This window comes from Burkholderia sp. Bmkn7 (assembly GCF_041103175.1).
Lineage (GTDB): Bacteria > Pseudomonadota > Gammaproteobacteria > Burkholderiales > Burkholderiaceae > Burkholderia > Burkholderia cepacia.
This window is the reverse complement of the sequence record NZ_JBGCUH010000002.1, coordinates 36,592-62,608: the sequence shown is the minus strand read 5'-3', so window position 1 is coordinate 62,608 and position 26,017 is coordinate 36,592. Positions and strand designations below refer to the sequence as shown.

The 26,017-nt window shown below is 65.5% G+C and carries 23 protein-coding genes; 18 read left to right on the top strand and 5 right to left on the bottom strand.

The genetic code is table 11. From position 1 onward, the window contains the following. Window positions 1-9: 9 nt before the first annotated feature. The 7 genes from AB3K92_RS06070 to AB3K92_RS06040 all read left to right on the top strand — a co-directional run bounded on the left by AB3K92_RS06070 (window position 10) and on the right by AB3K92_RS06040 (window position 8,788). Window positions 10-879 carry a class I SAM-dependent methyltransferase gene (locus AB3K92_RS06070; protein WP_196482544.1) on the top strand — a complete coding sequence of 290 codons (870 nt, stop codon included), beginning with the start codon at window positions 10-12 and terminating at the stop codon, window positions 877-879. A 19-nt stretch (window positions 880-898) separates the two neighbouring features. Then, window positions 899-2,521 (top strand): FAD-binding oxidoreductase, encoded by a 1,623-nt coding sequence (locus AB3K92_RS06065; RefSeq protein WP_369464664.1) that lies wholly within the window; start codon window positions 899-901, stop codon window positions 2,519-2,521. 67 nt (window positions 2,522-2,588) lie between these two features. Then, complete coding sequence (locus tag AB3K92_RS06060; protein ID WP_369464663.1) at window positions 2,589-3,341, top strand: DNA alkylation repair protein; 753 nt, start codon at window positions 2,589-2,591, stop codon at window positions 3,339-3,341. A gap of 24 nt (window positions 3,342-3,365) precedes the next feature. After that, window positions 3,366-4,010 carry a peroxiredoxin-like family protein gene (locus AB3K92_RS06055; protein WP_175926028.1) on the top strand — a complete coding sequence of 215 codons (645 nt, stop codon included), beginning with the start codon at window positions 3,366-3,368 and terminating at the stop codon, window positions 4,008-4,010. Between the two features lie 56 nt (window positions 4,011-4,066). Continuing rightward, window positions 4,067-5,839 carry an NAD(P)/FAD-dependent oxidoreductase gene (locus AB3K92_RS06050; protein ID WP_369464662.1) on the top strand — a complete coding sequence of 591 codons (1,773 nt, stop codon included), beginning with the start codon at window positions 4,067-4,069 and terminating at the stop codon, window positions 5,837-5,839. Window positions 5,840-5,846: 7 nt separating this feature from the next. Then, window positions 5,847-7,361, top strand: coding sequence for an amidase (locus AB3K92_RS06045; RefSeq protein ID WP_063814155.1), 1,515 nt, complete (start codon window positions 5,847-5,849; stop codon window positions 7,359-7,361). Window positions 7,362-7,414: 53 nt separating this feature from the next. Then, window positions 7,415-8,788, top strand: coding sequence for a cation:proton antiporter (locus AB3K92_RS06040; protein ID WP_113045593.1), 1,374 nt, complete (start codon window positions 7,415-7,417; stop codon window positions 8,786-8,788). Between the two features lie 169 nt (window positions 8,789-8,957). Here the strand turns inward: AB3K92_RS06040 and AB3K92_RS06035 are convergent, their stop codons facing one another. From AB3K92_RS06035 to AB3K92_RS06020, 4 genes are all read right to left on the bottom strand, one after another. Further along, window positions 8,958-9,287: a DUF3579 domain-containing protein gene (locus AB3K92_RS06035; protein WP_113045659.1), complete on the bottom strand. Its 330-nt coding sequence runs from the start codon at window positions 9,285-9,287 to the stop codon at window positions 8,958-8,960. Between the two features lie 22 nt (window positions 9,288-9,309). Next, window positions 9,310-10,671, bottom strand: a complete 1,362-nt coding sequence (locus AB3K92_RS06030; RefSeq protein WP_059863766.1) for a sigma-54 dependent transcriptional regulator — start codon at window positions 10,669-10,671, stop codon at window positions 9,310-9,312. After that, window positions 10,661-12,544 (bottom strand): ATP-binding protein, encoded by a 1,884-nt coding sequence (locus AB3K92_RS06025; protein WP_048023416.1) that lies wholly within the window; start codon window positions 12,542-12,544, stop codon window positions 10,661-10,663. The genes AB3K92_RS06030 and AB3K92_RS06025 overlap by 11 nt, the downstream gene beginning before the upstream one ends. Before the next feature lie 115 nt (window positions 12,545-12,659). After that, complete coding sequence (locus AB3K92_RS06020; RefSeq protein ID WP_369464661.1) at window positions 12,660-14,024, bottom strand: 2-hydroxycarboxylate transporter family protein; 1,365 nt, start codon at window positions 14,022-14,024, stop codon at window positions 12,660-12,662. A 422-nt stretch (window positions 14,025-14,446) separates the two neighbouring features. Here AB3K92_RS06020 and AB3K92_RS06015 point away from each other — a divergent pair, with 422 nt between their 5' ends. From AB3K92_RS06015 to AB3K92_RS05965, 11 genes are all read left to right on the top strand, one after another. Next, a complete protein-coding gene (locus AB3K92_RS06015) occupies window positions 14,447-15,277 on the top strand; it encodes a MetQ/NlpA family ABC transporter substrate-binding protein (protein WP_060376379.1) in 831 nt (276 codons plus the stop codon). 11 nt (window positions 15,278-15,288) lie between these two features. After that, window positions 15,289-16,707 carry an LLM class flavin-dependent oxidoreductase gene (locus AB3K92_RS06010; protein WP_048023412.1) on the top strand — a complete coding sequence of 473 codons (1,419 nt, stop codon included), beginning with the start codon at window positions 15,289-15,291 and terminating at the stop codon, window positions 16,705-16,707. Window positions 16,708-16,725: 18 nt separating this feature from the next. Then, on the top strand, window positions 16,726-17,907 hold the full coding sequence (locus tag AB3K92_RS06005; RefSeq protein ID WP_059554089.1) for a methionine ABC transporter ATP-binding protein: 1,182 nt from the start codon (window positions 16,726-16,728) through the stop codon (window positions 17,905-17,907). Next, window positions 17,900-18,556, top strand: coding sequence for a methionine ABC transporter permease (locus tag AB3K92_RS06000; RefSeq protein ID WP_027790485.1), 657 nt, complete (start codon window positions 17,900-17,902; stop codon window positions 18,554-18,556). The genes AB3K92_RS06005 and AB3K92_RS06000 overlap by 8 nt, the downstream gene beginning before the upstream one ends. A gap of 54 nt (window positions 18,557-18,610) precedes the next feature. After that, window positions 18,611-19,462 carry a hypothetical protein gene (locus tag AB3K92_RS05995; protein WP_021159288.1) on the top strand — a complete coding sequence of 284 codons (852 nt, stop codon included), beginning with the start codon at window positions 18,611-18,613 and terminating at the stop codon, window positions 19,460-19,462. After that, window positions 19,459-20,670 (top strand): acyl-CoA dehydrogenase family protein, encoded by a 1,212-nt coding sequence (locus tag AB3K92_RS05990; RefSeq protein ID WP_369464660.1) that lies wholly within the window; start codon window positions 19,459-19,461, stop codon window positions 20,668-20,670. Before AB3K92_RS05995 ends, AB3K92_RS05990 begins: the two co-directional genes overlap by 4 nt. Before the next feature lie 135 nt (window positions 20,671-20,805). Further along, window positions 20,806-22,014, top strand: a complete 1,209-nt coding sequence (gene zigA, locus AB3K92_RS05985; RefSeq protein WP_060194046.1) for a zinc metallochaperone GTPase ZigA — start codon at window positions 20,806-20,808, stop codon at window positions 22,012-22,014. A 58-nt stretch (window positions 22,015-22,072) separates the two neighbouring features. Next, a complete protein-coding gene (folE2, locus tag AB3K92_RS05980) occupies window positions 22,073-22,993 on the top strand; it encodes a GTP cyclohydrolase FolE2 (protein WP_060303526.1) in 921 nt (306 codons plus the stop codon). Then, complete coding sequence (locus tag AB3K92_RS05975; protein ID WP_021159292.1) at window positions 22,987-23,565, top strand: 6-carboxytetrahydropterin synthase; 579 nt, start codon at window positions 22,987-22,989, stop codon at window positions 23,563-23,565. The genes folE2 and AB3K92_RS05975 overlap by 7 nt, the downstream gene beginning before the upstream one ends. Then, window positions 23,565-24,125 (top strand): carbonate dehydratase, encoded by a 561-nt coding sequence (locus tag AB3K92_RS05970; RefSeq protein WP_059487394.1) that lies wholly within the window; start codon window positions 23,565-23,567, stop codon window positions 24,123-24,125. The genes AB3K92_RS05975 and AB3K92_RS05970 overlap by 1 nt, the downstream gene beginning before the upstream one ends. A gap of 3 nt (window positions 24,126-24,128) precedes the next feature. After that, window positions 24,129-25,505, top strand: coding sequence for a dihydroorotase (locus AB3K92_RS05965; protein ID WP_369464659.1), 1,377 nt, complete (start codon window positions 24,129-24,131; stop codon window positions 25,503-25,505). Here AB3K92_RS05965 and AB3K92_RS05960 read toward each other — a convergent pair. Continuing rightward, a complete protein-coding gene (locus AB3K92_RS05960) occupies window positions 25,502-25,966 on the bottom strand; it encodes an Lrp/AsnC family transcriptional regulator (RefSeq protein WP_042974902.1) in 465 nt (154 codons plus the stop codon). The genes AB3K92_RS05965 and AB3K92_RS05960 overlap by 4 nt on opposite strands. Between the last annotated feature and the right edge of the window lie 51 nt (window positions 25,967-26,017).

Here is a 26,017-nt window from a genome sequence, read left to right as displayed (position 1 = left end):
GAGGGGAGCATGATGTTCGTACCAGAACTATTCAAAACCATTGTGCGCGAAACCACGGCGCGCAAATCTTTGCCTCGAACACCCGAGCCGTGCCTGGTCATGGAGGGTGATGAGTCGGTCGATGCGTATGCAAACGGTGGGCGCCAGAGTGGTGCGCTGTCCGGGGTCTACCTCTATCACCTTGCGCAAATGTGCCGGATGATTCGACCCGATGAGGTCGTCCTGGATGTAGGTTGCGGGCCCTGCAATCTGCTTGGTCAGCTTGCCGAACTGAATCCGCGATCGGAGTTCGTCGGTTTGGACATGTCGCAAACCATGTTGTCGAGAGCTGAGAGTAGTTTCGCGGCAAAAAGGGTGAGCAATGTCGAACTGCTCTGCGGCGATATGACGACGTTGAGTGGCGTCGACGATAAGAGCGTTGACGTTGTGGTGTCGTCCATGGCGTTTCATCATCTTCCCGATGTGGAAGCACTGGACAAGACATTTGCTCAAATCGATCGTGTGCTCAAGCCGGATGGTGCTGTCTATTTCAACGATTTCGGCCGGCTTCGTCATCCGGATTCCATTCGCTATTTCGTGAGCCGGGCGGCGGAGGGAGAGAGTCAGGAGTTGGTCGACGACTACTACCATTCGCTTCACGCTGCCTTTACGAGGCAGGAATACGAAACGCTCACGCGGCGTCATCTACGTCATCGAGGACGCGTCTACTCGACGATTATCAGCCCACTGCAAATTGTAATCAAAAGCCCGGACAGGCATATGACCGCGTCGGCAGGGGAACTGAAGCGTCGGTTCAGGGCGTTACCGCGTGCACGCAAAGCCGATGTGCGGCAGTTATCGATTTTTCTTCGTCTGGGCGGCCTTTCGGGGGCATTGTGAGTCGAGAGGACGATCCCCGATGATGAATGCGGCCATACAGGCGTGGCGCACAGCGCTCGGTGTCGAATGGGTGCGCGACGACGTCCAAACGATTGAGCGATACGCGCAGGATACGAGCGACTACGCTCGGCACGCCGTTGCCATCGTCGTGCCATCCGATACCCTGCAAGTGCAGGAAGTCGTTCGCATTGCGTCGACGTATCGTGTGCCGATCCATCCCATTAGTACGGGACGCAATTGGGGCTACGGTACCGCTAATCCACCGCGAGGTGGCTGTGCGATCGTCGATCTATCCCGCATGTGCGAGATCAGGGCGTTCGACGCTGATCTTGGTTTGGTGACGCTCGAACCAGGCGTCACCCAAGGAGCCTTGCGCGCGTGGATGGATGAGCGTCATTTGCCGTTTATGGTGCCGACCACGGGGGCGGGGCCGGGATGCAGCGTCGTAGGCAATGCGCTCGAACGCGGCTACGGGATTACTCCTGTGGCCGATCATTTTGCCGCCGTGACTGCACTCGAAGCAGTCTTGCCCGACGGCAGTATGTATCGCTCGCCGATGGCGGACAAGGAAGGAATGGGTGCATTCAAGTGGGGTGTCGGGCCTTATCTCGATGGAATCTTTACTCAAGGCCATGTAGGGATCGTTACCAGTATGACGGTCGCGTTGGCACGACGGCCTGCGTGCGTCGAGGCGTTCTATTTCTGGATTGATGCCGAGTCCAAGCTGGAATCGGCGGTGGAGGCCACGCGGCGCTTGCTTCAGGAGGCGGGCGCAAATATCGGCGGAATCAATCTTATGAGTGCGGCTCGCGTGCTGGCGATGTCGGGGCGGCATCGTCATGCCGATGATGTGTCGAACGGAAGTGACGCCGATGCCGTCGCGCTAGCAAGGCGTATGGGCGTGGCGCCGTGGATGGGTATTGGTGCTATCTACGGCACACGCTTTCACGCTAGAGCCACTCGACACGTGGTTCGCCGCACGCTCGATGACGTGGCGAGGCGAATCGTATTTATGACGCCCGCGAAGGCCGCGCGGCTCGACCGCTTGGCGAGGTGCTTGCCAGGCGCGCGAGCTCGGCGATTCGCCGAGATGGTCGACGTGATGAGGCAAGGATTGTCGCTGCTGGAGGGTGTCCCGGGAGAAGTCGCATTGCCGCTGGCGTATCGACATGCGGGGGCGCTGCCAGTGCACGATCGCCACCCATCGCGTGACGGATGTGGCTTGCTTTGGTATGCGCCTATCGTACCGCTGCGAGGCAAGGACGCGCGGCGTTTTGTGGACCTCGCTCGCGGCGTGTGCTCTCGTCATGGATTCGACTCGCCAATCACGCTGACCAGCGTTTCAGAACGTTCCTTCGACTGCACGCTGCCGCTGTTGTTTGACCGGACGGACGCAGGAGCGTGCAAGGCGGCCCGCGAATGTTGGGATGAGTTGCTGTCGGTTGGGAGGCAATCAGGATTTTTGCCGTACCGGGTCCACGTACGCAATACGTCTTCGATCGTGGACGAAACGCAAGGGTTTTGGGCGGTGGCCGGCAAGATCAAGGCGGCATTGGATCCACTGAACATTCTTTCCCCAGGGCGGTGGGAGTCGGTGGCCAAGAGGTGTCGCCACACCACTCACACGATAGAAATGGAGTAACGCCGTGCCTGGTTTAGTACCTGAGAGAAAAACCGCTCTGAATAGCGGACTGGCTGCAACGACAAATTTGACCGAATGCCTGGCGATCGATCAGGTCGCGTTGGCGAAAGCGGTGCTGCCTTTGATGGGGCTCGATGTAGCGCTTGAGAGCGTTCTCGCCGCGCAGGAGAAGGTGGCCTCCAAGGGCATCAGCCATCAGATGGCGGCTATCGGGTTGGCAATCGGTGAGGCAGTTCTCGATCTGCCGGTAAGGAAGGCGACGGTCGCACGGGACGGTCTTCGCCATCACATCTCGGACACAGTTCGGTCGTGGGCGGCATTCGCGGTTACGCGTGCGGACGCAGGCTTGGGGCTCTGCGCGCGATTGGACGCCGCTCGGCCGTATGCGGCGGACACTCACTTTGGTGTGCGCGAATGGGCTTGGATAGCCGTTCGCCCGTATGTCGCCGCAGATGTGCAAGGTGCCATCTCGATACTGCTCGCTTGGACGGCGTCGTCGGATCCGAACGTTCGGCGGTTCGCGTCGGAGAGCATTCGACCGCGCGGGGTTTGGTGCGAGCACATCACGCTGCTCAAGACCCATCCGGAAATTGCGGAGCCGCTACTCGAAGCGCTCAAGGCGGACGATGCGCGATATGTCCAGGACTCGGTCGCCAATTGGTTGAACGATGCCAGCAAAACATCCCCCGAATGGGTGTGTGAACTTTGCGAACGGTGGGGGCGTGAAGGCGTCCCTACTACTGATCGCATAGTCGGTAGAGCCCTAAGGACTCTGCGGAAGACGGGTCGCGTTGTCAGCGACGTCAAACATCAGCGTTAGCCAGTTATCAAGGAGATTGTCATCATGTCACTGTCGACTCAAATCGATGCGCTCAAGGCAGGAATGGCCGATAAGGTGCCAGCCGAGGCACTCCAGGCGATGGGTAAGGCGGCTGCGGATCTCGCAGCCTCGGGGATTGCGGAAACGGCATTAAAGGCAGGCGCTCGCGCCCCGGCCTTTGAACTCCCCGATGCTGAGGGGAGCATTGTGCGATTGAGCGAATTGCTCAAGGACGGACCGGTGGTCCTGACCTTCTACCGGGGACAGTGGTGCCCGTTCTGCAACTTGACCTTGGCGGCGCTTCAGCATGCGCTTCCGGAAATCCGAGAGGCAGGTGCAACCTTGGTCGCCGTTTCGCCGCAGACCCCGCAATCGACGGCGGCTACGGTGAAGGCAAGCGCGATCGACTTTCCGGTGCTGAGCGATGCGGGGAACCACATCGCACGATCCTTTGGCCTGGTGTTTTCGCTCGCCACCGACATGCGGCCCATCTATCGGGATCTTGGCGTCGATCTGCCAGCCTTCAATGGCGATGCGAGCTACGAGCTTCCACTCGCCGCAACTTATGTTATCGGCAAGAACGGAAGCGTCGCGTATGCCTTTGTCGATAGCGACTACACCCGCCGACTGGAACCTGCAGAGATCGTGCGCATCGTCAAGGCGCTCTGATCAAGCGCGGGGAAATGCCTTCACTATCACTATCCAGAAAATAAGGATTCTTATCTATGTCAAGGATCGCCATTATCGGTTCTGGCGTGTCCGGCAACCTGGCCGCCATGTACTTCCGGAAACGATTACCCGGTGTGGAGGTGGTAGTGATAGGCCGGCACGACCGGGAGCGCCCCTTGGTCGGCGAGTCGACCGTCGAGTTGACGACTCATTTTCTCAAGGGGCTGGGACTGTCCCAGCTCCTTGAAGAGCGCCATTACCACAAGTATGGTTTGACTTACTACTTCAAACTGTCGACGGATCCTGCGTGCCGGCGATACGTGGTGCATGAAGCGCCTGGTGTGATTCGCATGCCAGCCTTCAATCTGAATCGCTGGACGTTCGACCGGGATATCCGTCAGATCAACGATGACATCGGCGTCGCGCGCATTGACGGAGATGTGATCGGTGTTGACCTGGGTGTCGGTGCATCGAGCACTCATCAACTGACGATAAAGCGTCGAGACGGTGATGAGATGTCGTTTCATGCCGACTGGATCGTCGATGCGAGCGGGCGTAATCGCTTCTTGGCTCGGAAGCTTGATTTGAAGAAGGAGCCTTCCTATCAACGGAGTTCCTTTTGGTTTCGGTTGAAGCGCTTCGATCGGACGGCGCTGTCGAGGATAAGTGCCGAGCGTATCGAACACCATTGCTATGACGCCTACTATGTCACGCACCACTTCTACGGTCGAGGCTATTGGATCTGGGTTATCCCGATGCGCTCCGAAACGGGCGAGGACCTAGTCAGCATTGGCATCACCTATCGACCTGAAATGAGCGAATCGGATGTGTCGAGCGTGGACGATTTTCTCACTCGCATGCGGAACGATCACCCCGTATTGTGCGACCTTGTTCGATCGGGGGAAGTGCATGATGTGAACAGCTACCGGAACTACATGTACGAGTCGAAGCAATACTATTCGACTGATGGCTGGTTTCTGATCGGCGATGCGGCTTTCACGTTCGACCCGGCAAATAGCGCGGGTCTAGCCTATCTGGCACAACAGATTCCGCACGTGGCCGCCATGATCCAGAAGGACATGGGCGGTGTATTGCGTCAATCCTACGTAGACTGTCTTGAGGAACATATTCAAGCGCAGCTGGCGCTGCAGGATACGTGGAGCAAGTGGTACGAGATCATGCACGATCCGATGCGGATGGCATGGACGCTGCTATTTGCCAATATGGCCTACTTCCAGATTCTTCTGCCGAACTACGTGAACGGTGGATTTCTTGACGGCCGACAGGCACGTCAACTTGCAGAGCTGTTGCCACGGTACTCGCGTGAAAAGCAGCCAAGTCCGTACCCGTTTCCCTGCCTGATCGACGAGATTATTGATTCGCGCTCGGCGATTGGACCAGAGTTGTTACCCAATCTGTACGACCGATCGGTCAACTTCGATTTGTATCGGGCCGATGAGAGGGCGCGTCCGCGCTACGCCGCGCGATATTACTGGTTGTTGGTCGTTTTGCGTTTGCGACTGATGCGCTACGTGGCATGGCAGCCATCGTTCAAACACATATCGCTGGCGGCACACCATCTCGTCGGGGCCTGCAAGGATGCGGCGAGATCTTTGGTGCTGCGGATAAGGCCATCGTTGTTCTACAAGTATGGAACTGCGCCTTCGGTTTTGTCGTCACCATTCGAACCCAACGGCGGTTTTCTCCGCCTACCTGAGGTTGATCGCTCGCAGCATCCGCCATTGAATACGATGAACGCGTCGGGACTGACGGAGGGGAGCGGGACTTTTCAACAACCTAGCCGCGCCGATGCTGTCTCGGCACATTGAGATTGCGATGGGTGTGATGAATGCTGATGATGGTAGCGGCGATCAGGGGACATGCTCGTGTCATGACCTGATGGGCTTGAGTGCCGCACAAATTGCCGCGGACGTGAGGCGACGGGAGTTGTCTCCGGTGGAAGTGGTCAGTGCGCATATCGAGCACGCGAAGCGGGTGGATGCATCTATCAATGCGATCGCGCACGAGCGATTCCATGCGGCTCTCGAAGAAGCGCGCCATGCAGAGCGAATGGTCCTGCGAGGCGAGACGCTAGGCCCTCTGCACGGGGTGCCCTGTACGGTGAAGGAAGGCCTGGGTTTCGGAGGGTTGCCGCATACGGCAGGATCGACACTTCGACTCGCGCATCGAGCCAAGGCGGATGCAACGGTCATTGCACGCATCAGGGCTGCCGGCGCGATAGTCATTGGCTTGACCAACCAATCGGAGATGGCCTTGTGGCCTGCGGCGAGCAACCTTGTGTACGGTCGCACCGAGAATCCCTGGTGTGTAGGGAGGTCGGCAGGGGGGAGCAGCGGCGGGGAGGCCGCCATCGTGGCAACCGGCGGATCGGTGTTTGGTATCGGTACGGATGGCGGTGGCTCGATCCGGATTCCGGCCGCATATTGTGGCGTGTTTGGTCATAAGCCGTCGAGTCGAACGGCGCCGTTAACGGGGCATGTGCCTCTCGATGAAATGTTTGGCTCGCTGCCCGGCGCGCAGGACATGGCGCGGTACTTCGCGCCGGGACCCATGGCACGGCGCGCTGAAGATCTGATGCTAGTTCTGCGCGTCATGGCAGGAGAGGACGGTTTCGACAGAAACGTGAAGTTATGCATGCTGTCGGAACCGGCCATGGCGCGCTTGAAAGGTCGTCGGGTTCTGATGTGTGACGCCCCACCGATCGGACGACGACGGTCGGTTCACGCCGAGGCCAGTGCTGCGGTGCGCCGAGCTGCAGTCGCCCTGGAGTCCGCCGGCGCGATTGTTGTTCCGTGGTCCGATCCACTGCTGGCCAATGCGTTCGAACTTTGGGCGACTGCCGTATCGGCATGCGGCGGGCCTAGCTTGCAGGCGCTTATCGGACAAGGGCGGCCCCCGAACCTGGGCCGGGAACTGGGACGTCGACTGATCGGAAAGCCTCGGCACACTGCGGCGGCTTGGCTGACGTGCGCGTCCGAGCGGTGGTTGTCGCCCGGACGGGCGGCGCAGCTGCGACGATTTCAGGAGTTAGGCGCACTGAATCGGCGCCTTCTGAGGTCCCTCGGCGACGACGGCCTTCTGCTGCTTCCACCGGTCCGCGGCGTCGCACCCAGGCATGGCGACGCGATGCTGCATCCTGCCGATATCGGCTTGTCGGCGCTATTCAACGTCATGGAGTTGCCCGCGACCGTCGTGCCGGTCGGGTTAGGCGCGCACGGCCTGCCGTTGTCGGTACAGGTCGTGGGGCCGTATGGCGGCGATCATTTGACGCTTTCCGCTGCGTTGGCGCTGGAGCAACTTCTCGGAGGCTGGCACAGACCAGCAATCTAAGCGACGAAGTGTCGTTATCTACTCCGTTCGTATTCAAGTTACTAGGGCTATTCATGAGTCAAACCTTGGCCGCGTCCAGTGTCGCGGCGCCATCTGCTACGCTCGTAAACCAGGCGCAATCTGCAGTGGGCTCTTCCGCTGAGCATCTGGTATTGCAGCTACTTTATCAATTGATCGTCATCCTGTTGGTCACGCGTAGCGTCGTTTGGCTGAGCAGGCGATTTCTCGGGCAGACCGCCGTCGCAGGCGAGATATTGGCTGGCTTGGTGCTTGGCCCGAGTCTGCTCGGCAAGCTTTTCCCGGAGGTGATGCATGCCGTTTTCGTACCGGAGACGTCAGCGATCTTTGTCGGCATCGCACAGGTGGGGCTGATCCTGCTGATGTTCCAAATCGGGATGGAGTTCGATTTCAAGGTGCAGTTGCGGCAGGGGCGGTCGGCCATTGCGGTGATCAGTATCGTGGGTGTGGCCGTGCCATTTTCGTTGGGTTTTGTCACTGCTCCGTGGCTATGGGAGACGCTCGCCGAGCCACGCCCCGATCTGCGTGCGTTCAGGTTGTTCTTTGCTACGGCCATATCGATCACCGCTATTCCGATTCTCGGTCGGATCTTCATGGAGCTTGGTCTATCGCACACACGGACGGCGGCGCTGACGATCGGCTCAGCGGCGATTGATGACATCTTTGGGTGGCTGTTGCTCGGCGCGGTTTCCACGATGGTCATATCGCGTTTTGATCCCGCGCAGTTTGCACTCAACGCATTGCTGGTGCTTGGTTACGTCGGTGCTGTGCTGTTGGTCGTGCGCCCCGCAATGCGGTATTGGCTTTCGCGCGTCCTGGTCGCGGAACGGCAATTGAGTACGAGCGCGATTGCATGGATACTCCTGACGCTACTCGTATCGGCGTCGATCACGAGTAGCCTGGGTATTTTCGCCATCATCGGTGGTTTCGTGATCGGTGTTGCACTGCATGAAAACCGACAATTTGTGGCGCAGTGGAACGAGCGGGTAAGCGGCTTCGTACACGTGTTTTTTATCCCCGTTTTCTTTGCTTATACGGGGTTGCGAACCGACGTGGGATCCCTGGCGACACTGCATGACTGGGTGGTTTGTGGCTTGGTATGCCTGCTCGCCTTCGTTGCGAAGTTCGGTGGTACCTATATCGCCAGTCGCATCATGGGTGAAAGCCGAAGGAGCGCGGCAGCCATCGGAGTTTCGATGAATACGCGCGCATTGATGGAACTGATCGCGTTGAACATTGGTTACGATCTCGGCGTGCTTCCCAAGCAGACCTTCACGATGCTCGTCATCATGGCCATTGCGAGTACCTTTATCGCGACGCCGCTGATACGTCGGCTGATGCAGGATCAGCGACGAGTGGTTGAAGCTCGATCATCGACCGTGCCCATGGTGGAAACGATCACACGTTAGATCGAGAAGCATAGCTGCGCAGGCTCGCGGCGGATAACTTGGTGTGCGAGCGCTTGGAAGCGCTGAAGCAATGAATGTTGAAGCCGTTGCTGGCAGATGTCGCAAGCGTCGATTTTCACCAATGCCCCGTTTTGTTGGAGATTCTAAACCACCGAGCGCTATGTGTGTATCAGCGCACCGCCAGCGCGGGCACCGTCTGAAGCTCGACGGGGAGGTCGTTGTCGGTCGCGAACTGCATCGCGAAATCGAAGGCGTCCGTGCATACGGTGCGCAATTCGTCCGACACGAACAGGCATTTGACGCCGCCGTCGACCACCGGCATCGCGAGCCGCGACAGCGCGCACGGATAGCCGGGCCGCCGCTCGCCGACGAACAGCGTGATGACGCCCGCGAGGCGCTCGGGCCAGTCGCTCGGGCGGAAGGTTTTCTGCGCGCGCGTGACGCCGCGGATCAGGTGGCCGGCGATGCGGCCCTGTTCGGTGACTTCGATGCGATCCATGCTCTGCGTGTCCTCGTTCGCGTCATTCGCCGCCATCGGCCGCCGCGTCGCCGCGCGCGGGAATCCGCAGGTTGCGCAGCTTGTGATAGAGCGTCTTCTTCGGCATGCCGAGCGCTTCGCTGGCCTCTGCGACGTTGCCGTTGTGACGCTGCAGCATGTCCTCGATCAGCATCCGCTCGAAATACGCGAGCTGCTCCGCGAGCGTGCCGCCCGCGGCCGGCGTGTCGCCGGACGACAGCAGGCTTTCGCCGGTCAGCCCGAGCACGAAGCGGTCGGCCACGTTCTGCAGCTCGCGCACGTTGCCGGGCCAGGCGTGCGTCATCAGTTCGGACACCTGCGCAGCCGTGACGACCGGTGCCGGCTGCCCGAAGCGCCGTGCGGCCGCGAGCACGAAATGCTCGAACAGCAGCGGCACGTCTTCGCGCCGCTCGCGCAGCGGCGGCAGTTCGATCTGCGCGACGTTGAGGCGATACAAAAGGTCGGCGCGGAAGCGGCCGTCGGCCGCCAGTTCGGCAAGATCGGCCTTCGACGCGGCGACCACGCGGCAGTCCACCGGAATCAGCTCGTTCGCGCCGAGCCGCTCGACCACGCGCTCCTGCAGCACGCGCAGCATCTTGACCTGCAGCGGAACCGGCATCGTTTCGATCTCGTCGAGGAACAGCGTGCCGCCGTCCGCCCATTCGATCTTGCCGATGCGCTTCTTGATCGCACCCGTGAACGCACCGGCCTCGTGGCCGAACAGCTCGCTTTCGAACACCTGCTCGGGCAGGCCGCCGCAGTTCAGCGCGACGAAATGCGCGTCGCGCCGGCCGCCGAAGTCGTGCAGGCTGCGCGCGATCAGTTCCTTGCCGGTGCCCGTTTCGCCGGTGATCAGCACCGACACCGACGTATCGGCGAGACGCAGGATCTTCTTGCGCACGTCGGCCATCGCGGGCGACTTGCCGAGCACGAACGCCTCGATGCCCTGCCAGTTGTTCAGCGCCGCGCGCAGGCCCTGCACCTCGAGCGTCAGGCGGCGCTTCTCGACCGCGCGTGCGACGCGCCCCGCGATCACGTCCGACGAAAACGGTTTCTCGATGAAGTCGTACGCGCCGACCTGCATCGCGCCGACGGCCGTCGAGATATCGGCGTGGCCGCTGATCAGCACGACCGGGATCTGCGCGTCGATGGCCATCACGCGATCGAGCAGCTGCAGCCCGTCGATGCCCGGCATCCGCACGTCCGACACGATCACGACCGGCGCGCCGGGCGCGACGTGATGAAGCGCGTCGGCGGCCGACGCGAAGGCCTCGACCGCGAAGCCCGCAAGCGCCACCGCCTGCTCGACGCCGATCCGGACGTTTTCATCGTCCTCGACGACCAGCACCCGAATCTCATCTTCCATGCTCTGTCCTTTGCAGCGTTGCCGCCGCGAATTCGATACTGAACTGCGCGCCGCCTTCGTCGCGGTTCGTCGCGGCGATCCTCGCGCCGAACGCCTCGACGATGCGCGACGTGATCGCGAGGCCGAGCCCGAGGCCCTGGCCGCGCGGCTTGGTCGTGACGAACGGCTCGAACAGGTGCGGCAGCACCTCGGGCGCGATGCCCGCGCCGCTGTCGGCGACGGTGAAGCGCACGCGGCCCGCTTCGTCCGGCCCAGTGGCCTCGATGACGATGCGGCGCACGGGCGCGTCGCGCACCGCGTCGAGCGCGTTGCCGAGCAGGTTCACGATCACCTGCTGCAACTGGCTCGATTCGGCGGACACGGCGGTGCCGGGCGCGATGCGCACGTCGAGTTGCACGCCTTCGTCGCGGATCCGCGCATCGTAGATGAGCCGCGCATGCGCGACGGCCTCGTTCAGCGAGACCGCGACGCGTTCGACGTCGGGCTTGCGCGCGAAGGTCTTCAGCTCGCCGGTGAGCACGGCCATGCTGTCGACGAGCTTGCCGATCCGTTCGAGATTGGCGAGCGCCGGCGCCGGCTGGCCGCGCTCGAAGAACGTGCGCGCGTTGTCGCACAGCGTGCGGATCGCGACGAGCGGCTGGTTCAGCTCGTGCGTGAGGCCGGCGGCCATCTGCCCGAGCACCGCGAGCTTGCCCGCATGCACGACTTCCTGCTGCGACGCGCGCAGCCGCTGCTCGGTGCGCTCGCGCTCGACGATCTCGCGCTGCATCCGTTCGTTCGCGGCCGTCAGCGCGGCCGTGCGCTGCGCGACGGTCAGCTCGAGCCGGTCGTTCGCGCGCCGCAGCGCGTCCTGCGCGTTCAGCCGCGCGACGATCGCGCGGCGGCGCTGGATCGCGTAACCGGCCAGCAGCGCGGCGATCAGGAACGCGCCGGTGACGAACACGAAGGCCGTCTGCTGCTGGCGCCGCGCGCCCGCGATGTCGAGCAGCACCATCAGCGAATCGCCGGCCTGCGGCGCGGGGCGCGACATCACGAGATAGCGTGTGGTGCGGCCGGCGTGGCGCGGATCGGGGAAGGTGCCGAACCATGCGGCCGCGCTGCGGTCGCCGATGCGGCGGTACGGCAGCGCGTCGACGGTGCGGCCCGCGTACTGTCGCGACGCCTGGATGTCGCGCTGCTGCTGCGCGGTGATCGGGCGCAGCGCGGTGAATTTCCACGCGGGTTCGGTCGAGATCACGACCACGCCGTTGCCGTCGACGACCATCGCGGCGACGCCCGGCGCGCGCCACGCCGATTCGAGCGGATCGACGCTGATCTTCACGGCGGCGACGCCGATCGGCACGCCGTCGTCGCGCACCGCGCTCGCGAAGTAGACGCCCGGCACGCCGGTGTTGGTGCCGATGCCGAAGAAGCGGCCGCTGCCGCGCGCGAGCGCGTCCTTGAAATACGGCCGGTACGACACGTTGGTGCCGACGAAGCTGAGCGTCTCGTTCCAGTTGCTGGCGGCGATCACGTCGCCCTGCAGGTCGATCACGTCGACCGCGCCGCTGCCCGCGTCGCGGTTCACGGCTTCGAGGTAGGTGTTCACCGTGTGCACGAGCTCGGGCGCTTCGTGCGGCGCGGCTTTCAGCATCGCGCGCACGCGGTCCTGCCGCGCGACCAGGCCGGGCAGGATCTCGAAGCGCCCGAGTTCGCTTTTCAGGCTCGACGCATAGAGGTCGAGTCGGTGCGCGCCGGTTTCCTCGAGCGCGTCGATCGCGCGTTCCCACGCGAAATCGACGGCCGCGGCCGCCACGCACACGTACAGCACGCCGGCCGATGCCCAGCCCCACCACGGGATTCCCTTGAAGCTTTTCTGCACGTTCGCCCTCATCGAAGCCCGCAACCGGCCGCCCGGAGCGACGCCCCGAACGACGCGCGCCGCGCGCCGGCAAGGCCGGCGGCGGCGCGTGCGAAGCGGCCTGCGCGACGGAGCGCGCGGCGGCGCGTCATCCGAAGTGTGCGATCAGGATCAGCGTGACCGTGACGACGATCGCGCCGCCGATGCGGGTCGCGATCTGCGCGAACGGCATCAGCTGCATCCGGTTCGCGGCAGTGAGGATCGCGACGTCGCCGGTGCCGCCTTGCCCGCTGTGGCAGGCGTTCACGATTGCGGTGTCGATAGGGTACATCTTCATCAGGCGGCCGACCACGAAACCGGTGCCCATCAGCGTCGCGACGGTCGACACGATCGTGACCACGTTGACGATCGTGAACGCGGCGGTCAGCTTGTCCCACGGCGTCATCGCGACGCCGATCGCGAACAGCAGCGGGTACGTGACGGCGGTCGAGAAGAACTTGTAGACGACGAACGCGCCTTCCTGCAGCGGCGGCGACACCGCGCGCGCGAGCTTCACGAGCACCGCGAGGAACAGCATCGCGACCGGCGCGGGCAGGCCGAACAGCTTGTGCGCCATCAGGCCGACCAGGTACAGCGTGATCGCCGTGATGCCGGCGCCCGCGATGTGCGAGACGTCGACGTGGCCGCGGATTTCCTCGTTCTCGGGCGTCATGTCACCCGCTTCGCCGACCTGCAGGCGGCCGTTGCCGGTCAGGTGCGGGAAGCGCTTGCCGAGCATGTCGAGCGCGCCCGACAGGATGATCGCGGTCAGGCTGCCGAGCATCACCGGCGGCAGCACCATCGCGAACATCTCGCCTTGCGGCAGGTGCATCAGTTCCGAATAGCCGATCGACAGCGGAATCGCGCCTTCGCCGACGCCGCCCGCCATGATCGGCACGACGATGTACAGCAGCGTGTGGCGCGCGCCGAGGCCGAGCGCGGTACCCACCGCCGTGCCGACGATCGCGGCCGCGACCGAGCCGGCCGCGAGCGGAATGAAGATCTTCACGAAGCCCTGGATCAGCACGCGCCGGTCCATGCTCAGGATGCTGCCGACGATGATCGACGCGATGAACAGGTACAGGAAGTTGGTCGACTTCGTGAACTCGACCGTCAGGTTCAGCACCGGCTTCGGCAGCACGTGGTAGTACGTGAGCGCCGACGGCACGAAGGTCGCGAAGATCGCGGCCGCGCCGATGTTGCGCAGGAGCGGCAGGCGCTTGCCCAGTTCCGCGCAGGTGAAGCCGAAGAACGCGAGCACCGCGATCGCCATCGAGATCTCGCCGGGCACCTTGCCGGTGACCGAGAAGCCGACGATCAGCGCAAGCAGGATGAAATAGACGGGCAGCGGGATGATGCCGATGCGGATTTCCATCAGCTTCCACCAGCCTTCCGGCCAGAAGCGCTCGCGCGGGGTGGCGACGGCGTTGGAAACCGGCTCCGGATGGGACGGGGTATGGATAGAGGTCTGCAAGACGTGTCTCCTGATGTTGGAATGCCTGCATCGCTTCGCGGCATCGTGTGCCGTCTATTACGCAACCCCCATGCCAGCAATGCGGTCAGCCGGAGTATTTTTAATGCATTGATTCATAAGGGATTTATTTCGTCTGCGGAAATGGCGGCACGGCCGGCTGGCCGAGATTTCGGAATTCGCCCGGCGTCCAGGCCGAGATTTCGGCCTGGCGCCCGGTCGGGCCGCCGATCCTGCGTGGCCGCCGGCCATATCGCCGCGCGCGATTTTCTTCGCACAATCGCTTCGTAGACCGTCCTCGCTCCGCTCTCTATCATCGGCTGATCCTTTTCCGACGTGCTTGACCCTTGTCCGGAGAACGCCCATGCGTTCGCCGCGGCGTCGCTCATCCGTCGATACCGTCTTTGGACAGGAGAGTGGTTCCCATGCTGCATGCCGTTTTTTCCGCCCGTCTTTCCGCCGGCCGCGTCGCGCGCCTGCTGGCCGCCGCCCTGCTCGGCGTCGCACTGCTCAATGGTGCACGGGCCGACACCGCGCCGCTGAAGGTCGGCATTTCGACGAGCCCGCAGATCGAGGCGCTGAAGGTGGCCGCCAAGGAGGCGAAGGCGCAGGGGCTCGACGTGCGGATCGTCGAGTTCACCGACTGGAATACGCCGAACGCGGCGCTCGCGAACAAGGACATCGACGTCAACTACTTCCAGCACATCCCGTTCCTCGAGAACGCGAACAAGCAGGGCGGCTACAACTTCGTGTCGATCGCGCCCGGCACGATCATGAAGATCGGCCTCTATTCGAAGAAGGTGAAAAGCTTCAGCGAGCTGAAGGACGGCGCGAAGGTCGCGATCGCGAACGATCCGGTGAACGGCGGGCGCGGGTTGCTGCTGCTGCAGCGCGCGGGGCTCATCAAGCTGAAGCCGGGTGCCGACTACCGCGCGACGACGCACGACATCGTGGCGAACCCGAAGCACCTGAAGATCATCCCGCTCGAGGCATCGCAACTCGCGCGTTCGCTCGACGACGTCGATCTCGCGCAGGGCTACCCGAGCTTCATCAAGCTCGCCGGCACGACCGACCCGAACAGCGCGCTGCTGTTCGACGGCACCGAGAACAAGATCTTCGCGATCCAGTGGGTCGTGCGGCCGGACAGCGTGAACGACCCGCGCATCCGCAAGTTCATCGCGATCTACCAGCACTCGCCGGCGGTGCGCCGTGCGCTCGACAACGCGTTCGGCTCGCTGTACGCGATCGCGTGGTGACGGAGGCAGGCATGACGACGGCGAACCGCAAGAAGATCCTGCTCAACGCGTTCAACATGAACTGCGTCGGGCACATCAACCATGGGCTGTGGACGCATCCGCGCGATCGCTCCGCGCACTACACCGATCTCGACTACTGGGCCGACCTCGCGAAAACGCTCGAACGCGGCAAGTTCGACGGGATCTTCCTCGCGGACATCGTCGGCGTGTACGACGTGTTCGGCGGCGGCCCCGATGCCGCGCTGCGCGAATCGGTGCAGGTGCCCGTCAACGATCCGCTGCTGCTGGTGCCCGCGATGGCGCAGGTCACGCGGCATCTCGGCTTCGGCGTGACCGCGAACCTGACCTACGAGCCGCCGTACCTGTTCGCGCGCCGCATGTCGACGCTCGATCACCTGACGAAAGGGCGCGTGGGCTGGAACATCGTCACCGGTTATCTCGACAGCGCCGCACGCGGGATGGGCCTCGCGCAGCAGATCGGCCACGACGACCGCTACGAGCGCGCGGACGACTACATGGACGTCGTCTACAAGCTGTGGGAGCAGAGCTGGGACGACGACGCGGTGATCCGCGATGCGCAGGCGCGCGTGTTCGCGCAGCCGGGCAAGGTGCGGCGCGTGAAGCACGACGGGCCGTTCTATTCGATCGATGCGATCCACCTGAGCGAGCCGTCGCTGCAGCGCACGCCGGTGCTGTACCAGGCCGGTTCGTCCGCGCGCGGCGTCGAGTTCGCGGGCCGTCACGCCGAATGCGTGTTCGTGAACGGGCAGAGCAAGGCCGCCGCGCGTGCGGCGGCGCTCGACATCCGTGCGGCTGCCGCGCGGCAGGGGCGCGACCCGGCGTCGATCAGGATCTTTGCCGGCGTGAGCGTCGTGACGGCCGAAACCGAATTGCTCGCGCGCGAGAAATTCGACGAATACCGGCGCTATGCGAGCCCCGAAGCGGGCCTCGCGCATTTCGCGAGCTCGACCGGCATCGACTTCGCGAAGTACGGCCTCGACGAACCGATCTCGTATGTGAAGACCGACTCGATCCAGTCGGCCGTCGACGCGATCTCGCGCAAGAGCACGACCGGCACGTGGACCGTGCGGCGGATGCTCGAACAGATGTCGCTCGGCGGCCGGTATGCGCCGATCGTCGGCTCGCCGTCGCAGGTCGCGGACGAGCTGCAGTCGTGGATCGACGAGACGGGCATCGACGGTTTCAACCTGACGCGCACCGTGATGCCCGAGTCGTTCGAGGATTTCGTCGACTGGGTCGTGCCCGAGCTGCAGAACCGCGGCGTCTACAAGGAAGACTACGATCCCGCGCCGACGCTGCGCGAGAAGCTGTTCGGCGCGGGCCCGCGCCTGCCCGCGTGGCACACGGGCGCGCAGCACCGGCCGGCTGCCGTGCCGGCAACCGAGCCCGCGCATCCCGCGCATGCCTGAACGTGACGGAGCGAAGCGATGACGCAATTGTTCGATACGCTGGGTTTCGTCGACGCATCGGCCGCTCGTGCCGGCGCCGCTGCCGGCCCGCATGACGCGGCGGCCGCGGCCGCCGCCGGTGGCGCCGCCGTGTCGCTGGAGCAGGTCGGCAAGGTGTTCGCGACGCCGCGCGGCCAGGCCGCCGCGTTGCGCGACGTGACGCTCGACGTGCGGCGCGGCGAGGTGTTCGGCATCATCGGCCGCAGCGGCGCGGGGAAGTCGACGCTGCTGCGGCTCGTGAACGGGCTCGAGCGGCCGAGCTCGGGCCGCGTGCGCGTGCAGGGCGTCGACGTCGGCGCGCTCGACGAGGACGGGCTCGTGGCGCTGCGGCGTCGCACCGGCATGGTGTTCCAGCATTTCAACCTGCTGTCCGCGAAGACGGTGTTCGAGAACGTCGCGCTGCCGCTGAAGATCGCCGGCGTGCCGAAGGCCGAGCGCGTGCGCAAGGTCGAGGCGCTGCTCGAACTCGTCGGGCTCGCCGCGAAACGCGACGCGTATCCGGCCAGCCTGTCGGGCGGGCAGAAGCAGCGCGTCGGCATTGCCCGCGCGCTCGTGCACGATCCCGAGGTACTGCTGTGCGACGAGGCGACCTCGGCGCTCGATCCCGAGACGACGCAGTCGATCCTCGCGCTGCTCGCCGACATCAACCGTCGCCTCGGGCTGACGATCGTGCTGATCACGCACGAGATGGAAGTGATCCGCGCGGTGTGCGACACGGTCGCGGTGATCGAACAAGGCGAAGTCGTCGAAACGGGCCCCGTGTGGCGCGTGTTCGGCGATCCGCGCCACGGCGCGACGCGCGCGCTGCTCAGCACGCTCGTGCACGACCTGCCGGCCGAGCTGGCCGCGCGCGTGCAGCCGCTGCCCGAACAGGCCGCGCTGCCCGACGGCGCGCACGTCGTGCTCGACGTCCGTTACACGGGCGAGAGCGGCGGCGAGCCGGATGTCGGCGCGCTCGCGGCGGCGCTCGGCGGCTCGGTGCGTTTCCTGCATGGCGGGATCGAGCGCATCCAGGGGCATGCGCAGGGGCGGCTCGTGATCGCGGCGGCGCCGCGCGCGGACGACGCCGGCCAGCCGGCGGCCCGCGGCGGTGCGGTGGCGGCGCTGCTCGAACGCGCGCGCCGCCACGCGAATCACGCGGAGGTGCTCGGCTATGTTTGACCTCTGGTGGCCCGAACTGCTCGACGCGATCCGCGACACGCTTTCGATGGTCGCCGCGTCGGCCGCGGTCGCGGCGCTGATCGGCGTCCCGCTCGCGGTGATCCTCGTGACGACCGCGCCCGGCGGCATCTACGAGCGGCGCGGCGTGAACGCGGTGCTCGGCGCGCTCGTCAACGTGTTCCGCTCGACGCCGTTCATCATCCTGCTCGTCGCGCTGCTGCCGTTCACGCGCGTGCTGATCGGCACGACGATCGGCGTATGGGCGGCCGTCGTGCCGCTGTCGATCGCCGCGATCCCGTTCTTCGCGCGGATCGCCGAGGTGAGCCTGCGCGAAGTCGATCGCGGGCTGATCGAGGCCGCGCTCGCGATGGGCGCGAAGCGCCGCCACATCGTCTGGCACGTGCTGCTGCCCGAGGCGTTGCCCGGCATGCTCGGCGGCTTCACGATCACCGTCGTCGCGCTGATCGGCTCGACCGCGATGGCGGGTGCCGTCGGCGCGGGCGGGCTCGGCGATCTCGCGATCCGCTACGGCTATCAGCGTTTCGACACGACCGTCATGGCGACCGTGATCGTGATCCTGATCGCACTCGTTTCGGCCGTGCAAATCACGGGCGACCGCCTGGTCCGACGCGTGACCCGGCGTACCTGAGCGGCGCCACAAGCGCCGGCTCTTTTCATTGAAGACCCTGAGAGAACGATACCCATGACCTTACCCATCGGCGCGCCGCGCGAATGGAACGGACAATTCGAGGAAGCGCTGTTCCTGGACGTCGCGCGACGCCATCGTCCCGGCTTCCCGGACAAGCTGGCGACACCGCCGCGCGAGCCGCGCGGCGAAGACGAACTGGCCGCCGTCGCCGACTACTACACGAAGATGGCGTCGCACGACCTGTTCATCGTGCAGGTCGTCGCGAAGGCGATCGACACGCTGTTCCGCGACGACCCGCATTTCCAGCTGATCCTGTCGCGCCAGCTCGGCGACGACGGCGCGCACGCGGTGATCGGCCGTGAGCGCGTGACCGAACTGACGGGGCGCGATCCGCTGCCGGAAATCGACCGGCTCGTCGCCGCGCACTGGGCGCGCATCGGCGACATCGCGGTGCGCGACGTCGCGGGCTTTCTCGCGTTCGAGTGGCATTACGAGCTGCACATCCTCGCGAAGCTGTGGATCCAGCGCAAGACCGGCCGTATCGGCGACAGCGCGATGCGCGAGCATGGCGAGAACCGGATCCGGCCGGACGAGGAGTGGCATCGCGTGCAGATCGTCCAGTGGTGGTTCGACACGTTGAAGGCGCTGCCGGCGGCCGAACGCGACGCGCTGATCGATCGCGTGATCGCGGCCGACGAGGAAACGCAGGCGCGGCTCGACGGCTACCTGCACGACGAGTACGCGCACACCGCGCACGTGTTCGGCGCGGATATCGCCGAATACCGCGCGATCTACGACGACTGGCGGCGCGAGATCCTCGCGCGGTTGACCGGCAGGCGCGAACTGGGGAAACTCGTGCCGTTGTCGGAAGCTGTCTCGACCCAGGAACAGGAAGCCGTCGCATGAACGATCCCCGCGGCCCGGCGACGCTCGCCGCTGCAACGGATGTGTCAGCCGTCGATCCGGACGCACTGGCGCGCGTCATCGAAACGCTGCGCGAAACCGCCGCCGCGCGCGATCGCGCGGGCGGCCACGCCGCGCAGGAAAAGCAGTGGCTTGCCGACGCGGGCCTGCTGACGCTCGCGGTGCCGCGCGAATTCGGCGGGCGGGAAGCCGGGTGGCCGGCGATCTACGACACGATCCGGCGGATCGCGCGCGTCGACAGCGCGCTCGCGCATCTGGTCGGGTTCCAGATCCTGCAGGTGGTGAGCGTCGACGTGTGGGGCAGCGCGGCACAGCGCGAACGTTATCTGCGCGGCACGGTCGAGCATCGCTGGTGGTGGGGCAATGCGGTCAACCCGCTCGACACGCGGCTGGTGGCGACCGCGACCCCCGACGGCGGCTACCGGCTCGACGGCGTGAAGGGCTTCTGTTCGGGCACGCGCGGCTCGCAGCGCATGACGGTGTCCGCGCACGATCCGCAAGCGGGCCGCACCGTGTTCGGCGTGGTGCCGACCGATCGCGCGGGGATCACCGTCAACGAAGACTGGGACCCGATCGGCCAGCGCCAGACCGACAGCGGCAGCGTGAGCTTCGACGGCGTGACGCTCGCGCCGGACGAGGTGCTGCACCGCTCCGAGGCGCCGCCGACACCGCGCGCGACGCTGCGCACGCTCGTGTCGCAGCTCGTGCTGACGAACCTGTTCGTCGGGCTCGCGGAAGGTGCGCTGGCGGAAGCGCGCGACTATGTGCTGAAGCATGGCCGCCCATGGATACAGTCGGAGGTCGCGCAGGCGAGCGACGATCCGTACACGCTGCAGCGCTTCGGCGACATGCGCGTGCGGGCGATCGCCGCGGCGGCGCTGGCCGATCGCGCGGCGGCCGCGTTGCAGCGCGCGTGGGCGCGGCAGGATGCGCTGACGGCGGACGAGCGCGCCGAGGTGGCGCTCGCGGTATCGGAGGCGAAGATCGTCGCGCAGCGCGCGGCGCTCGACAACGGCGAGGCGCTGTTCGACGCATGCGGCGCGCGCGCGACGGCCGCGTCGCTCGGCCTCGACCGCTTCTGGCGCAACGCGCGCACGCATACGCTGCACGATCCGCTCGACTATCGGCTGCGTGACGTCGGCCGGTTCGCGTTGACCGGGGAATTGCCGCCGGCGTCGCTCTATACGTGACGGATTGACACCGGAGCGGGCGCGGCCTGCTCCGGACAACACCCTGCCGGCATGCTGGACGTCCGGAATGATATGTTATATCGTTGCGATACAATATATCATTCGTTCGTCAACGTCCTCTTCCGGAATCGCCCGATGAGCACCGCACTCCCTCCGTCCACGCGGCTTCCCGTGACCGTCCTGTCCGGCTTTCTCGGCGCCGGCAAGACGACGCTGCTCAACCACATCCTGAACAATCGCGAGGGCCGTCGCGTCGCGGTGATCGTCAACGACATGTCCGAGGTCAACATCGACGCCGCGCTCGTCCGCGATGGCGGCGCAGGGCTGTCGCGCACCGACGAGAAGCTGGTCGAGATGAGCAACGGCTGCATCTGCTGCACGCTGCGCGAGGACCTGCTGATCGAGGTCGACCGGCTCGCGCGCGAAGGGCGCTTCGACCAGCTCGTGATCGAATCGACCGGCATCTCGGAGCCGCTGCCGGTGGCCGAGACGTTCACGTTCGAAGGCGAGGACGGCCGCAGCCTCGGCGAAGTCGCGCGGCTCGACACGATGGTGACCGTGGTCGACGCGTTCAATTTCCTGCGCGACTACGCGTCGCGCGACAGCCTGCAGTCGCGCGGCGAATCGATGGGCGACGAGGATGCGCGCACGGTGGTCGATCTGCTGATCGACCAGATCGAGTTCTGCGACGTGATCGTGATCAACAAGATCGACCTGATCGACGACAGCGCACGCGAGCGGCTGGTCGCGCTGCTGCGCGGGCTGAATCCGCGGGCGAGGATCGAGATCGCCGAATTCGGCAAGGTGCCGCTCGAGCGCGTGCTCGACACGGGCCTGTTCGATTTCGACGCAGCATCGCGCGCGCCGGGCTGGCTGCAGGAGCTGCGCGGCACGCACACGCCGGAAACCGACGCATACGGCATCCGCAGTTTCGTCTACCGCGCGCGGCGGCCGTTCCACCCGCAGCGCTTCTTCGCGCTCGTCGAAAGCGAATGGCCGGGCGTCGTCCGCTCGAAGGGGTTCTACTGGCTGGCCACCCATCCGACCGTCGCCGGTTCGTGGTCGCAGGCCGGCGCGGTCGCGCGGCACGGGCCGGCCGGCCACTGGTGGGCGGCCGTGCCGCCCGAGCGCTGGCCGCAGGACGCGGAAGCCGTCGCGCAGATCCGCGCCCGCTGGGACGAGCGCGTCGGCGACGCGCGGCAGGAACTCGTGCTGATCGGCATGGACATGGACGAGCCCGCGCTGCGCGCGCGCTTCGACGCGTGTCTGCTGACCGACGCCGAGATGGCCACCGGCCCCGAACACTGGACCACGTGGGACAACCCGTTTCGCGACTGGCCCTGACCTGAACGCGCTTCCTGCATCGATCCGGATGGAGAAGGCGCTCCACCGGATCCCGAGCATGAATGCCCCCCTTCCCGATATCTCCCTGACCGATGCCGCGCCGGGCCGCCGCCCGCTCGAATGGGTCGGCATGCAGGGCATCGACCTGCCCGTTGCGGTGGCCGAGCCCGGCTGCCGGCGCGACGTGCATGCGCGCGCCGACGTGCAGGTCGACCTTCCCGCACCGCACGTGAAGGGCATCCACATGTCGCGGCTGTACAGGCTGCTCGACGGGCTCGGGGATGGCGCCGCGCTGTCGCCGGCCGGCCTTCGGCCGGTGCTGCAGGCGATGGTCGACAGCCATCGCGACTGCGACACGCGCCGTGCGCGGCTACGGCTGCGCTTCGACCTGCTGGCGCGCCGCGCCGCGCTGGTGACCGACGGGCTTGCCGGGTGGAAGGCCTATCCGGTCCGGATCGACGCGACGCTGACCGACGCCGGGTTCGAGGTGCGCGCGCAGGTGACGGTCGCCTATTCGTCGACGTGCCCGTGCTCGGCCGCGCTGTCGCGGCACTGGGTCGAACAGGCGTTCCTGGCGGCGTTCGGCCGCGACGATCGCGTGGAACCGGCAGCGGTCGCCGCGTGGCTGAAACGGCATGCGACGGCGGCCACGCCGCACAGCCAGCGTAGCGAAGCCGTCGTCAGCGCGGGGCTGCCGGCCGATGGCGCGACGCTCGGGCTGATCGACCTGATCGATCGCGTCGAGCACGCGCTCGGCACGCCCGTGCAGACGGCCGTCAAGCGCGCGGACGAGCAGGCGTTCGCGGTGCTGAACGGCGGCAACCTGATGTTCGTCGAGGATGCCGCGCGCCGGGTCCAGGACGCGCTGGACGGCCGCCATGCGCACCCGCGCGTGCACGTGCGCCATCTGGAAAGCCTGCACCCGCACGACGCGGTGGCCTGGGCCGCGCCGGTTCGCGAAGGCGCCGACGCATGCTGATCCGCAAGCTGTTCCGGTTCGAGAACGCGCACGTGGTGCGCGGCTGCAGCACGCGGCGTTGCTCGCATTCGATCCACGGCCATTCGTATCGCGTCGAGCTGCTGCTCGAGGCACACGCGCTGGACCACGGGCAGATGATCTACGACTTCGGGCTGCTCAAGGGCGACGTGCGCGACCTGATCGACGCGTTCGACCACGCGGTGACGCTGTGGTCGGATGACGATCCCTGCTACGTCGAGAGCATGCGCCGGCATTCCGAGCGCTGGGTGCTGCTGCCGGTGTCGCCGAGCGCCGAGCAGTTCTCGCGCGTGTTCTTCCGCCTCGTCGATGCGGCGCTGTCCTGCACGCGCATGTCGAACGGCGAAGCCGGCGTGCGGCTGCATTCGATCATCGTTCACGAAACCGAGACCGGCTACGCGCAGTGTTTTCGCGACGATGCGTTCAACCCGCGCATGGGCCGCATCGACCTGGACGACATCGTGTTCGCGCCGGCCATTGCCGGACAGTGGCGCGATCCGGGCCTGTTCGAGCGGATCAAGCGCGGCCGTTCGATGTCAAGACAGGAATCCTGATGATCAGAAAGAATCCGCGCGGCGACCTGCCGCAGATACACCCGAGTGCATTCGTCGATCCGACCGCCATTCTGTGCGGGCTCGTGATCGTCGAGGAGAACGTGTTCATCGGCCCGTACGCGGTGATCCGCGCCGACGAAACGGATGGCGACGGCCGGATCGCGCCGATCGTGATCGGTGCGCATTCGAACATCCAGGACGGCGTGGTGATCCATTCGAAGTCGGGCGCGAGCGTCACCATCGGCCGGCACACGTCGATCGCGCATCGCGCGATCGTCCACGGGCCGTGCAAGGTCGGCAACGGCGTGTTCGTCGGCTTCAACAGCGTGCTGTTCAACTGCACCATCGACGACGGCTGCGTGGTGCGCTACAACGCGGTCGTCGACGGCTGCCACCTGCCGCCGGGCTTCTACGTGCGCTCGACCGAGCGTATCGGGCCGGAAACCGATCTCGCCGCGTTGCCGCAGGTGACGGCCGACGCGAGCGACTTCTCCGAGGACGTCGCGCGCACGAACAATGCGCTGGTGCTGGGCTACAAGCACATCCAGAACGAGTTCTGAGCCATGGACGAAGCCGTTCGACGTGAAGGGCGCGCGACCGACGCGCTGAAGCGACGCCATGTCGACCTGCTCGTGCACGGCGGCACGGCGATGACACCCAACGGCGCCGAGCAGGTCGACGTCGCGTGCGTGGATGGCCGTGTCGTCGCGCTGGGTGCGTTGCATGGCACGTGGAGCGCCGACGTTCTCCTGGATGCCGGCGGCCTGCATGTGCTGCCGGGTGTCGTCGACAGCCAGGTGCATTTCCGCGAACCGGGCCTGACGCACAAGGAGACCATCGAGGCCGGCACGCGCGGCGCGGTGCTCGGCGGCGTCACGACGATCTTCGAGATGCCCAACACGCATCCGCTGACGCTGACCGCTCAGGATCTGCAGGCCAAGCTGGAACGCGCGCGCGGCCGCGCGTGGTGCGACTACGCGTTCTACATCGGCGGCTCGGCCGCGAACGCCGAACGGTTGCCGGCGCTTGAAGCGCTGCCGGGCTGCGCGGGCGTGAAGGTCTTCATGGGCAGTTCGTTCGGCGACCTGCTGGCCGACGACGAAGCCGTGTTGCGCCGGATCGTGCGCAACGGGCGGCGGCGCATGGCCGTGCACGCGGAGGACGAAGCGCGGCTGCGCGCACGCCGGGCGCTCGTTGAAGCGAGCGGCGACGTGCGCGACCATCCGCGCTGGCGCGACGTGCAAAGCGCGCTGGAGGCGACACGGCGCATCGTCGCGCTGGCGGCCGAGACGGGCCGCCGGCTGCATGTGCTGCACGTGTCCACCGCCGAGGAAATGGCGTTGCTCGCGCGGCACCGGCGGCGCGTGACCGTCGAGGTCACGCCGCATCACCTGAGCCTGCATGCGCCCGATTGCTACGAGCGGCTCGGCACGCTCGCGCAGATGAATCCGCCGGTGCGTGAATGGCATCATCGGGATGCCCTGTGGCAAGCCGTTCGCGACGGCGTGGTCGACGTGATCGGCAGCGATCACGCGCCGCATACGCGCGACGAAAAGCGCCGGCCCTATCCGCAGTCGCCGAGCGGGATGACCGGCGTGCAGACGCTGCTGCCGCTGATGCTCGATCACGTGCACGCGGGCCGCGTGAGCCTCGAACGACTGGTCGACCTGACCAGCGCCGGGCCGGCGCGCATCTTCGGCATCGCGGGCAAAGGGCGGATTGCGGTGGGCTACGACGCCGATTTCAGCATCGTCGACCTGCGCGCGCGGCGGATCATCCGCGACGAATGGATCGCCAGCGTCAGCGGCTGGACACCTTACGACGGGTGCGCGGTCACGGGCTGGCCCGTGCATACGGTCGTGCGCGGCCAGGTCGTGGTGCGAGACGGCGCGCTGAACGGGCAGCCGCAGGGGCAGGCCGTCACGTTCCTGGACGCCTAGATCGGCAGGCGAACCGTCTGCTTGATGCGCTTCAGCGGAATCTCGGTTTCGACGTTGCGCACGCCTTCGATCTGCGTGAGCGTTTCCATCTGGAAGCGCTGGTAGTCGTCGAGATCGCGGGCGATCACGCGCAGCAGATAGTCGTAGCTGCCGGCCATCAGGTGGCATTCGAGCACTTCGGGCGCCTGCTCCATCTCGCGCGCGAAGCGTTCGACCGTCGTCTTGTCCTGGCGCTCCAGCGTGACGCGCACGAACGCCGTGAATCGCAGGTCGACGGCGGCCGGGTTCAGCAGCGCGACATACGCGTCGATCACGCCCTGTTCCTCGAGCAGGTGAACGCGGCGCAGGCAGGGCGTGGCGGACAGCCCGGCCTGTTGCGCGAGTTCGGCATTCGTCTGGTTCGAATTCCGTTGCAATGCACGCAGAATGCGCCGGTCGATTGCATCCAGTTTGATTGACATTTTTGACTACCCAAGCGGTGGATGCTAGAGAATAGCGCCAAAATCGATAGC